Annotated in this window: 9 protein-coding genes; 4 read left to right on the top strand and 5 right to left on the bottom strand. The window is 40.7% G+C overall.

Annotated elements, in window-relative coordinates; all coding sequences use genetic code 11:
* Window positions 1–127: 127 nt before the first annotated feature.
* A complete protein-coding gene (locus tag AC1F2U_RS01580; RefSeq protein WP_480259535.1) occupies window positions 128–3004 on the top strand; it encodes a BPTD_3080 family restriction endonuclease in 2877 nt (958 codons plus the stop codon).
* A gap of 155 nt (window positions 3005–3159) precedes the next feature.
* Here the strand turns inward: AC1F2U_RS01580 and AC1F2U_RS01575 are convergent, their stop codons facing one another.
* Window positions 3160–3861, bottom strand: coding sequence for a diacylglycerol/polyprenol kinase family protein (locus tag AC1F2U_RS01575; RefSeq protein WP_480259534.1), 702 nt, complete (start codon window positions 3859–3861; stop codon window positions 3160–3162).
* A 61-nt stretch (window positions 3862–3922) separates the two neighbouring features.
* Between AC1F2U_RS01575 and yidD the strand changes: the two genes are divergently transcribed.
* The 3 genes from yidD to ychF all read left to right on the top strand — a co-directional run bounded on the left by yidD (window position 3923) and on the right by ychF (window position 5727).
* Window positions 3923–4159 (top strand): membrane protein insertion efficiency factor YidD, encoded by a 237-nt coding sequence (yidD, locus tag AC1F2U_RS01570; protein ID WP_179068601.1) that lies wholly within the window; start codon window positions 3923–3925, stop codon window positions 4157–4159.
* 203 nt (window positions 4160–4362) lie between these two features.
* On the top strand, window positions 4363–4590 hold the full coding sequence (locus tag AC1F2U_RS01565; protein ID WP_196508711.1) for a hypothetical protein: 228 nt from the start codon (window positions 4363–4365) through the stop codon (window positions 4588–4590).
* Window positions 4591–4635: 45 nt separating this feature from the next.
* Complete coding sequence (gene ychF / locus AC1F2U_RS01560) at window positions 4636–5727, top strand: redox-regulated ATPase YchF (protein WP_480259533.1); 1092 nt, start codon at window positions 4636–4638, stop codon at window positions 5725–5727.
* A 43-nt stretch (window positions 5728–5770) separates the two neighbouring features.
* Here the strand turns inward: ychF and AC1F2U_RS01555 are convergent, their stop codons facing one another.
* The 4 genes from AC1F2U_RS01555 to AC1F2U_RS01540 form a co-directional block, all read right to left on the bottom strand.
* The gene (locus AC1F2U_RS01555; protein ID WP_480259532.1) at window positions 5771–5923 is read right to left on the bottom strand and encodes a hypothetical protein; all 153 of its coding nucleotides are present in this window, start codon (window positions 5921–5923) and stop codon (window positions 5771–5773) included.
* 129 nt (window positions 5924–6052) lie between these two features.
* Window positions 6053–8335 (bottom strand): PAS domain-containing hybrid sensor histidine kinase/response regulator, encoded by a 2283-nt coding sequence (locus tag AC1F2U_RS01550; RefSeq protein ID WP_480259638.1) that lies wholly within the window; start codon window positions 8333–8335, stop codon window positions 6053–6055.
* Between the two features lie 5 nt (window positions 8336–8340).
* Window positions 8341–8790, bottom strand: coding sequence for a response regulator (locus tag AC1F2U_RS01545; RefSeq protein WP_292814634.1), 450 nt, complete (start codon window positions 8788–8790; stop codon window positions 8341–8343).
* Window positions 8775–11348 (bottom strand): GAF domain-containing protein, encoded by a 2574-nt coding sequence (locus AC1F2U_RS01540; RefSeq protein ID WP_480259530.1) that lies wholly within the window; start codon window positions 11346–11348, stop codon window positions 8775–8777. Before AC1F2U_RS01540 ends, AC1F2U_RS01545 begins: the two co-directional genes overlap by 16 nt.
* Between the last annotated feature and the right edge of the window lie 909 nt (window positions 11349–12257).

Below are 12257 nucleotides of genomic sequence, written 5' to 3'. Positions count from 1 at the left end.
AATAAGGAAATTAAAAGAAATAAGCTAAAAAAAATTAACTTAATTAATTCCCAAACAGCACATTCTACTTATTGTATAAATACAAACTAAAGATTATGAATCCTTGTTAGGGAATATTGAAAAAGCTATGATATCTCCATCAGAAAATCGCCCGCTTATTATAAATTCCCCCTACGAGGAGCCAAAAAGATACTGGCACTACAATTACCAAACTCGCCTTTTTAAACTTGTAGAAGGGAGAAGACCCGCAGGTTATACAATTGCTTCTGAAAAATCAAAATCCTTTGATAATCCTGGTAAGTTTGTTGAAATTCCTCTAGTTAATCAAATCCGTCTGCGGGTCAAAGCTTGGTGTGAAAATGGACATCCCGGCGTTACAGGTATTACCAAGCGTCTGTTAGAACATTGGCACAATCCAGAAGAACGTGACTTACCATTCTTCTTTTGCCAGTTGGAAGCAATAGAAACCTTAATCTGGCTGGTTGAATCTCCATCATCTGAAAAGCTTGGTATTGATATTCCCTCTGATGGTGGAATCTTTAAACGTCTGTGCTGCAAAATGGCGACAGGTTCCGGAAAAACAATTGTTATGGCTATGCTGATTGCATGGCAAATCCTCAACAAAGTCACCTATCCCCAAGATCCCCGTTTTTCCAAAGCTATCTTTATAGTTGCACCCGGATTAACGGTTAAGAATCGCCTACAAGTTCTAATTCCTTCTGCCGAAAACAATTACTATGATATTTTCAACATTATTCCTCTTGGCTTGTTCAATAAGCTGCGTCAGGGTAAAGTGTTAATTCGTAATTGGCACATTCTGAATTGGGAAACTAAGGAACAGATTGAGAAAAAGAAGGGAGTAGATAAACGTGGAGAAAAAAGTGATGAAGCTTATGTCAGGGATGTTTTAGGTGAACTTGCTAATTTTACTAAAGAAAAAAGTGACGAAGATTATGTAAGAGATGTTTTGGGTGAACTTGCTAAGTTTAGTAAGATTCTAGTCATCAACGATGAAGCACATCATGCTTGGCGTATTCCTGCTGAAACTAAGATAAAGGGTATTAGCAAAGAAGATATTGATGAAGCACATACATGGATTAAAGGACTTGACCGCATCCACAGAACTAGAGGAATACTCACCTGTTTTGATTTTTCTGCTACACCCTTTGTACCTTCTGGGAAGAAAAGTTCTGAAGAAGGTTTATTTGGCTGGATTGTTAGTGATTTCGGGTTAAATGATGCAATTGAGTCAGGCTTAGTCAAAACTCCCCGTGTTGTAATTCGTGATGATGGTAGGCTTAACGTTAAAGACTTTAAATCGCGTTACTATCATTTATATAATGACGTTGAACTTAAAGATGATTTGAATCGCAAAGCAAAACCAAATGAATCTTTACCAGATTTACTAACTAATGCTTATTATTTATTAGGTAAAGATTGGTTAGAAACAGCGAAAGCTTGGCAGCAAGCTGGACATAAAGTTCCTCCGGTAATGATTTCTGTTGCTAACCGCACCGAAACCGCAGCCCGGATTAATTATGCCTTCAATCATCATAAAATTCAAATAGAAGAACTTTGTATTCCAGAACGTACTCTCCACATAGACTCTAATGTTCTGAAAATGGCAGAGTCTCAAGAAGAAAGTTCTGAGATCGAATACAGAACCTCAGATATTAATGAAGACGATACATCCGATGAAGAAATTACGCCCAAGTTAACTAAACAGCAACAAGCACAACTTTTAAGAGAAAAAGTTAACACGGTTGGTGAAGTTGGTAAGTTAGGTGAACAAATTCAAAATGTGATCTCAGTTGCGATGCTATCTGAAGGATGGGATGCTAAAACAGTAACTCACATTATAGGTATTAGAGCCTTCACCAGCCAACTTCTCTGTGAACAAGTTGTGGGCCGTGGTTTGAGAAGAACAGCTTACGACATTAACCCAGAAACAAATTTACTAGAACCAGAGTATGTCAACATTTTTGGTGTTCCCTTCACCTTTATTCCCCATGAATCTAATGAAGAAATAACACCTTTACCCCCTCAACCTAAAACTGAAATCAAACCCGACCCAGAAAAGCAACGGTTTGAAATTAGCTTTCCCAATATCATCCGAGTTGAGTACATTTATAAGCCTGAACTCAAGCTTAATTTAAGTCAAATTGAGCCTTTAGAGCTAGATGCCTTTGATAATAGTACACTGGCTGAATTAGCGCCAATTGTTGATGGTAAACCAGATGTTACAAAAATTAAAGGGATTGATCTGGAAAATTTAGGGCGCAAATTTCGGATGCAGAAAATTGCTTTTGAGACTGCCAGAGATATCTTTGATCAGATGAAACCTGGATGGAAAGGTAATCGAGAATATTTATTAGCCAAGCTGATTAGATTAGTAGAAGACTTTATTCACTCAGGTTTAATCCGAATTAATCCACCATTATTTAATTTAGATGAAATTCGACGGCGGATTATTATTACTCTCAATCTGAGCAAATTAGTTCAGCACATTTGGAATGCTATTTATTTAGAAAATACAGAAGCAATTGAACCTGTTTTTGACCAAAATCATCCAATTCGCTCTACTGGTGATATGCGCTCATGGTATACGGGTAAGCCATGTGAATACACGCAGAAATCACATATCACCTGCTGTACTTTCGATAGTACATGGGAAGCTAGTGAAGCATTTGAACTAGATAGAAATCCCAATGTTGAGGCTTGGGTTAAGAATGACCACCTGGGGTTTGAAATTCTCTACATATTTGAAGGGGTTGTTCGCAAATATCGACCAGACTTTATTATTCGGATAAAAACTGGGAGTTTTTTGATTTTAGAAATTAAAGGTCGTTATAGTCAAAAAGATGCAGCTAAAAGTGTATTTTTAGATCAATGGATTCAAGCAGTTAATCAGCATGGTGGCTTTGGTTTTTGGCAACGAGATATATCCAGAAATCCAGCTGACGTTAAGATGATTTTAGATAAAGCGGTTTCTCTGTCAAAATGAGCCTCAAATTTTACCGTAAATATTCAAAATTTAACGTAATTTCAAGGCTATTACCCTGTCAAAAACTTTTTGTCAAAAGTAAAATTATTGACTGATGATGAGTTCTTTGCGCTATCTCTTGTTGGCTCAATTAGGAATAGTACTCAAGGTAATTACTAACTCAAAACTAACTGACTTAAAAAGAAGGCAAGTGTTGCACTGCCCAAGGGAACTGTCAAATTGTCAATACCCAAAAATGAAACAGCCTCTAAACCAGTAGCTATAAATGCCACCACAAGTGATATCGCCCAAGTTTGCCAAAAGTTTCCTTGAGTTCCAACTAAAATCAAACTACTGACAACATAGCTAACGAGCATCATAGCTAGGGAGCCTTCCCAACTTTTTTCTGTCCCAAAAACTTTATACTTATGTTTACCAAAACGTTGCCCAATTAAGGCTGCTAATCCATCTCCCCAAGTCATTATCAAAATTCCGAGTGCTGCGTACTGGGGTTGTTGCAAGTACCAGAACCAGGCAACTAAAATACCGAAACTGACGGAGTAAAAAAATGTCCCTAAACTTTGGCGTCCGACGCTATTAATACCAGGAAGAATGGGTAATCGGTAGGATAATAAGGTGATTGCACTCGCTAAAATAGAAGCTGTAATCCCTACGCTGGCGGGAATATCTAGCCACCAAGCGATTAAAATCACATTCCCAGTGCCAATATGAACTATCTTCCGCACGATTTCTGGCTTGTCGGCAAAGCGGTTTACTACCCATGCAATCAGAAGGATGAGTAACACCCAAATTGCAGCGATCGCAATTTGCAGCCAGAAAACCGGAATTGAGGTGAAGTCAGAAAATGTAATTAGCAAAGATGCAACAAAATGAAAATTTTTACCTCTGTTACTAATTTATAAGATTTGGGTAGCTGCAATGAAATTATTATTTATTTGGCTGATTCGGGGCTACCGAATGTTTATCTCGCCTTTGTTTCTTCCGACTTGTCGCTTTCAACCAACTTGTTCGATGTATGCTATTGAAGCTATTGAACGATTTGGAGTGTTACGTGGTAGCTGGATGGCAACTCTGCGGATTTTGCGCTGTCATCCGTTTCATCCAGGTGGTTACGATCCAGTGCCAGAGGTGGTGGAAAAGGTTAAGGAGGAGTAGTTTTGTGCAAATGGTGGGGAATTGAGGATTGGAGTTTAAACGCAAAGGGGCGCGGAGGGAAGCGCAGAGGGACGCAGAGAATTAGAAGAACGGTAAATTATTAAAGGATGTGTTCGTGGGTATAGATAGCTATTTGGGGAGATGTCAACAGATGAGGTTGTCATCTAGCGTGGGAAGGTTAAATAATTTAATTTAGACTTACGATGATTAATCCTACTGCGATTTCTATACCTGAACCACAAATTCCTACTCCTGGGCCGAGTCCGCTACCTAGTCCCAATCCTGAGCCGAATCCGCTACCTAGTCCCGAACCTGTACCGGGGCCAGCGATTCCTCAACCCTTACCGGGGCCTGTACCAGAACCAGTACCTGCTCCCATTCCTCAGACGGTTCCAGGGCCAATTCCCCAAACCATACCGGAACCTGTTTAGATTACCTTGGTAATGTAATCCAAAATCTCAAATCTAAAATCCAAAATGCTAAGAGCCGGAATTGTCGGACTTCCCAACGTCGGAAAATCTACTTTATTTAATGCTGTAGTTGCTAATGCCAAAGCTGAAGCAGCTAACTTCCCTTTTTGCACGATTGAACCGAATGTCGGCGTTGTCGCAGTACCGGATGAACGGTTAAATGTTCTTGCTAAAATTGCCAGTTCGGCACAAACTATCCCGGCACGGGTTGAATTTGTCGATATCGCCGGTTTAGTTAAAGGTGCAAGTCAGGGTGAGGGATTAGGGAATCAATTCCTGTCCCACATCCGGGAAGTTGATGCGATCGTCCATGTGGTACGTTGTTTTGAGAATGACGATATTATCCACGTTGCTGGTTCTGTTGACCCAGCGCGAGATATTGAAATCATTAATATAGAACTAGGTTTATCAGATTTAGCACAAATTGAGCGGCGAATTGACCGTACTCGTAAACTAGCTCGTACCAGCAAAGATGCACAGTTTGAAGTCTCAGTTTTAGAAAAATTAGCTGCGGCTTTAAATGAAGGTAAATCGGTGCGTCAGGTGAGCTTGAATGAAGAAGAAACAGAAATTATTAAAGGATTAGAACTGCTCACTTATAAACCGATTATCTACGCCGCTAATGTATCTGAGGATGAGTTGGCGACTGGTAATCATTTTGTGGAAACAGTGCGGCAAATTGCATCGACAGAAAATGCTCAAGTTGTGATAGTTTCGGCTCAAGTTGAAGCTGAATTAGTGGAATTACCAGAGGAAGATAAAGCTGATTTCCTGGCGTCTTTAGGTGTGGAAGAAGGCGGTTTGAAATCATTGATTCGGGCAACTTATACGCTTTTAGGGTTGCGGACATATTTCACTTCTGGGCCTAAAGAAACCCGCGCTTGGACAATTAATGCGGGAATGTCTGCACCTCAAGCTGCTGGTGTAATTCACAGTGATTTTGAACGGGGATTTATTCGCGCCGAAACTGTTGCTTATAAAGATTTGGTAACAACTGGTTCGATGAGTGCTGCGAAGGAAAAAGGGTTGATTCGCAGTGAAGGGAAAGAGTATGTTGTGCAGGAAGGGGATGTAATGTTGTTCCGATTTAATGTGTAGATGTAATTAATGAGTGACCGTTATCGATAAGATAATGGTCAAGTTACACCAAGTTGCGTAGGCTTTGCCCGGCGTAGGCATCGCTATAAATAAATTGACAAATATTGTCTAATGTGCATAAAAGTATGCAAGGCGATCGCAAATAAACCAGCAATCCTGCAAATCTAGTAGCTACTTCCACCCACAATATAGCCAAGGTGTGAGTATCGGTAAAATGAGTCTGTTAACGGATGCTCAATCATATTAAATTCAAGCAATTTGCACCCACTTAACAAAGCAGCGTTTTATACTCAGACTTAACGGTATACTTGCGTAAATATTTGATTTATGATAATACTTTCTGCAAAGAAAGCAATAATTCGTTGACAGTATAGGGCTTTGACAAAAACGTATTGACGCCAATGGCTGCTACTGCACTGAGCTTATTGTCAGACATAAGTCCACTGCTGGCAATAATTTTGACTTGGGGATTGATTTTTTGCAAGGTACGTATGGCTGTTAAACCATCCAGCGAGGGCAGCATAATATCCATGAGGACGGCACTAATTTTGTCTCTATTTTGAGCATATAGTGCGATCGCTTCAATGCCATCATTGGCAACTAAGATTTTGTAGTTGTAAGCTTCTAATGATGTTGTCATAATCTCTTGAATGGCGGCTTCATCATCCACAACCAAAATCAATTCTCCATGTCCTGTCTGTGGTGGCAAATTTTCGGGGCTGAGTGTTTCTATTCCCCCCACTGCTGGCAAGTAAACCTTAAAGCTAGTGACACTTTCCGGTTCACTATACACGTTCACAAAACCTCCGTGACTTTTAACGATCCCCAATACTGTGGAAAGTCCTAAACCAGTGCCTTGTCCGACATCTTTTGTAGTAAAGAATGGCTCGAAAATTCTATCTAGCATTTGTTTCGGAATCCCAACTCCAGTATCGGAGACAGTAATCACTATGTAAGGCCCCTCTTTGGCTTCTAGGTTCATGCGGGCATAATTTGCGTCAATCAACATATTTTCGGCAGAGATACTCAAAGTACCACCATTGGACATAGCATCGCGGGCGTTAACGCAGAGGTTCATCAGCACTTGATGCAGTTGAGTACTATCTCCAGAAACCATCCACAAATCTTGCGGTATATTAGTGCTGATTTCTATCGATTTGGGAAAGGTCTCTTTAAGAATCTTGGCAATTTCCACAATTATATGTTTGAGTTGCAAAGTGATGTGCTTCCCTTCTACACCCCGCGCAAAGGACAGTACCTGTTTGACTAAATCAGCACCGCGTCTAGCGTTAATTTCTAAAATTTCTAGGAGATGACGAGTCCGCTCATCTGCATTAGGAAATTTTAGCGGTAGCAGTTGCGCTCCTGCTAAAATCGGTGTCAGGATGTTGTTGAGGTCGTGAGCAATACCACTAGCTAAAGTCCCAATACTTTCCAGGCGTTGAGCGCGAAATAATTGGGCTTCTAGGTGCTTTTTCTCGGTAATATCTGTGTCAACGGTAAGAATTGATTTGGGTTTTCCTTGTTCATCGCATACCAGAGTCCAGCGACTAGCCACAAGGACTTCTTTGTTCATTTTAGTAAGTTTTGTTAATTCGCCCTGCCACTTACCTTTACTAATAGCTTGCAATAGAGCTGCTTCAATTTCCGGTGAAGGTTCGTCATACAAAAGTTCGCTAGCATTTTTCCCCCAAGCCTCTGTAGCTTGCCAACCGTAAAGTGTTTCTGCGCCTTTGTTCCAGAAGATAATTTGATTGTTTAAATCTCGGACGCAAATGGCATCTGTGGTGACATCTAGTAATGCTGCTTGTTCGCGAATTTTTTCTTCTGCCAATTTGCGATCGCGTAGTGCAGCTTGTCGTTCGCTAATATCTATACTGGCGCATGTCACTCCAACAATTTCTTGGGTTTCATTCCGTAGTGGCTCGACAGTTAAATCGTAATATCGCGTTGTATCTTTGACGGTAATTGATACTTCTTCTCGCGTTCCTATGCCTGTAGTTAGCACCCCACGTTTAATTGCGATCAGATGTTGAGCATCTTCTACTGGAATGATATCTAAGTCTTGCTTGCCCAATATTTTCTCAACTGTCAATCCAGATGGCGGATTATAAACCCAGGTGTACCGTAAATCTTTATCCTGGTTGTAGACAAAGATTGGGGAGTTTTTAAGAGCAACCCGAAATCGCTCCTCACTCTGCCGCAGTGCGTTGTCTGCTCTTTGACGTTCGATGGCATAACGCATAGATCGCACCAGCAAGTCACCAGTTACTTGCCCCTTCACTAAATAATCTTGCGCTCCTTGTTGCATGGCGCTAGTTGCCAGGGTTTCATCATTTATACCCGTCAGCACAATGATTGGAGTTGCTTTTGCTTGATTGTGAGCGATGACAAAGGTTTGTAATCCCTGGCTATCTGGTAGGGAGAGGTCTAACAAAATTACATCAAAAATTTCGTTTGTCAGATAGTTGACTGCTTCATAAAGCCGTTCAACGGGCATTAACTCAACTACAACTGTGGTAACTTCTTTAAATAACTCTTGTAACAATAAGACATCACCAGGGTTGTCTTCTACTAACAAGACTTTAATAATATTTTTACCTGCCATTTCCACTACTCCGGCGGCAGTTTTACGATCGCAAACCAAAAATTTTCTATTGATTGGACAATTTTAACGAATTGATCGAAATCTACTGGCTTGGTTATATAACAGTTGGCAAAAAGGTTATAGGCTTTGAGGATATCTTCTTCAGCTTGGGAAGTCGTCAAAACTACTACAGGAATTCGTTTGAGGTTTTCATCTCCTTTTATTTCTGCTAATACCTCTCGTCCATCTTTTTTCGGAAGGTTAAAATCGAGCAGTACAATATCTGGATGAGGTAACTTAGCATATTTTCCCTGTTTTCGCAAGAATGCCATTGCCTCTACACCATCCTCGACTACGTTCAAGTGAATTGAGATTTTACTGTCTTCTAGGGCGATGCGTGTAAGTTGGACATCGCCAGGATTATCCTCTACTAACAAAACCTCAATAGGCATAATCGCTGTTATGGTGTTAACCATTGCTTACCTGCTCTATCTGGAATTGTGAAGGAGAAAGTCGAGCCTTGACCCGGTTTCGACTCAACCCAGATCCGGCCGCCGTGGCGTTCGATAATTTTTTTACAAATTGCCAGACCGATTCCAGTACCAGGATACTTGTCTCTACCGTGCAAGCGCTGAAAAATTATAAAAATACGTTCAGTATATTGGGATTCCAAACCAATTCCATTATCACGCACCGAGAACAACCATTCATCCTCCGAGGGGATAAAATTTAAATTTTTTCCATCTAATATACCTGTATCTCCCTTGCTGACCCCAACGTGAATTAATGGCTGTTGACGATCGCAAAATTTGATCGCGTTGGCAATCAGGTTTTGAAATACTTGTGTCAATTGGGTAGCATCAGCCATCACTTGAGGTAGAGTATCGTAAGTGACAACTGCCTTTCGATCTGCGATCGCCACTTGCAGATTAGCAAGCACCTGTTCTAAGACAACATTACAATCAACTGGCACAAAAGGCTGTCCACGGGTACTGACGCGGGAATAGTTTAACAAATCGTTGATTAGGGTCTGCATCCGGCTGGCCCCGTCTACTGCGTATGTAATAAACTGATCTGCATTGGCATCCAGTTTGTTTTTGTATCTCCGCTCCAGCAGTTGTAAATAACTAGTTACCATCCGCAATGGCTCTTGCAAATCATGGGAAGCTACGTAGGCAAACTGTTCTAATTCCGCATTAGAACGAGTAAGTTCCTGACTTTGCTGGGTTTCTTTTTCTAATAGTTGTGCCTGAGATAAAGCAATCCCAATTTGGTTCGCTAATTGCTGTAACAAATCCATTTCAAACTGATTCCACTGTCGAGGTGCGCTACACTGATGAGCTAGCAATAAGCCCCAAATATCGTCCCTGACAAGAATCGGCACTACCAGATTAGCTCTGACAGCAAATTGCTGAAGAAATTCTCGATGGCATGGTTGGATATGAGCAGATTCAATGTCTTCAAGGGCACTTACTCTTCCCTGGCGATATCTTTCTATATATTCTTCTTTAAAGCAGGGATCAAAAAGATTTTTTCCTAAAATTACCGGCCAACCAGGCAGCACTGCCTCTTGTACAACTGTTCCCGAACCGTCAGGTTCCAGTCGAAAAATCAACACCCGGTCAGCTTGCAGTAATTTTTGTACCTCTGTGACAGTGGTTTGAAGAATTTCATCTATTTGTAAAGAGTCTCGAATTTTTAGGGTGATTTCGGCAAATAGTTGCGATCGCAGATTTTGCCGCTTTAATTCTTCATCTGCCCGCTTGCGATCTGTGATATCAGTATAAGAACCAACCATCCGCACTATATCATTCAATGCGTCCCAAAGTGCCTGTCCTCGATCTAGAATCCATTTATAGCTGCCGTCTTGGCACTGGACTCGATATTCACAGACGTAAAACGGTGTTTTCTTGGCAAAGTGGTCTTGGAAAGCCTGAAGTACCCAATCTCGCTCATCAGGATGGATTCGTTTTGTCCATTCATCCCAACGGTTGGAAACTTCGTGGTCTTTATAGCCGAGCATTTCCTTCCATCGAGTTGAGAAGAACACTTCATTAGTCTTGAGATTCCAATCCCAAATACCATCATTATTACCATGTAATGCTAATTGCCAACGTTCTTCACTTTCTCGTAGTGCTTCTGCTGTTTTCCGTCGTTCAGTAACATCTTGAAAATAAACAGACAAGCCGTCTTTTGCTGGATAGGCGTGAACTTTAAGCCACTGCTGCTGTGGCAGATATAACTCCTCAAATTCGACACTAACCTGTTCTAAGATTGCTCTGCGATATTCGCAATCAAATGTTGTGCCGATAATTTCTGGAAACACCTCCCAGATATTTTGACCCAAAAGCTCATTGTAAGTTTTTTGTAATAGCCTTTCTGCTTGACCATTAATATAGGTGAATTGCCACTTTTGATCTAGGGCAAAAAAACCATCAGTGATACTTTCGAGAAGATTGGTGATGCGGGTTTTGGCGGCTTCAGATTGGGCGCGGGCTGCTTGCTCGTGTACCACTAGTTTCTCAGTAACTTTAGATACCTCACTTACATGACGCCTAAGTTCGAGTTGGTCAATTACCAAGCGACTCAAACCCACCAACGCCTCCACTTGTTTTTGGCTTAGTTGTCGTGGAACTTGGTCAATCGCGCACAGAGTTCCCAGCATATCTCCCTGCGGAGTAATTAAGGGTACACCTGCATAAAACCGTATATATGGATAGCCTGTTACTACCGGATTACTAGCCAACTTCTCATCAACAAGGGTATCAGGAACCACCACAACATGACGCTGCTCTTGGCAAAGATAAGATAATCCAACACTCCGAGGCATTTCTGATACATCTAAACCTATTTTTGCCTTAAACCATTGACGGTTTTCATCAATAAAATTTACCAAAGATATGGGAGTGCCACAAATAAAAGCCGCTAACCGAGCAAGATTGTCATAAGCTTCTTCGGGTTCTGTGTCAAGAATTTGATACTGCCGGAGGGCTTCTAACCTCGCTATTTCTGTATCAATATGTCTAGGTTTCATTAACTTTTTTTAATAAATATAAATGTGATATTCAGTCATTAGCGTGATTATCTGAAAAATAGCTTAACTTTTTTAATAATTCTTAATCCTTTCCTTACCTTTGGCTGTTCAGGAAAGTCTGTTAAAAGCGATTCTTAAAGGATGTTTGAAAAGTATTTTTCGTAACATCTAAGCCTTAGAAACTTAACTCTCCCAGCCCCCTTTGCCTACAAGATAATCGGCGTTTCAAAGTCTCGCTCCGTTTCAGGGAGAAATTTGAAGAGGGTTTTGAGTATACTTTACAACTTTTTCAACAAGCTCTTATCAGCCACTGCCTGTCTACGCCACAAATTTATTACGTAGGCGTAGCCCTTCGGCTACGCTCAGGAACCACCCGACATCGCACTAATCCTAGTGTAGACAAGTTTAGGACTGATATTATTTACTGTCCATGATTAGATTTATTTATTAGACAGAGGAGATTTAGTAAGTTTACCGGAGTAATTTACCAGGCGGACTAAACCATTCTAGGTCGATGCGATCCTCTTCTACTGTGTCGGAATTCTCAGGAAAACTGGCTTTTACATTAATGCGAAATTTATCTGCATCAGTATCGATGCACAGAGGCTGATTGTGAAATATCGCTCTAGTATTTCCACTACATGACTAAGGTAGTCTCTATTCGCTAAATCAGTGTACTACGGATGTATAAATAAACTCCACTAGAAAACAGCAAGTGTATCAAATTTGCAGAATACAGCGAGTATCTAAAGTATATTTTTTATTCTATTTGTGAAGCTGATAGTCTTAACTTAAGTATTTATACGGTTAAACCATAGTTCAATTTTTGAGTTGTGGTGATTTTGCTGAGGTTGAATTTTTGCTCAAGAATTACACTCTTGTTGCAGTAAATCTGCTTAATCCTATTTT

The organism is Nostoc sp. LEGE 12454 (assembly GCF_056620565.1).
Note: the sequence above shows the minus strand (reverse complement) of the source record. Positions and strands in the feature narration are given on the sequence as shown.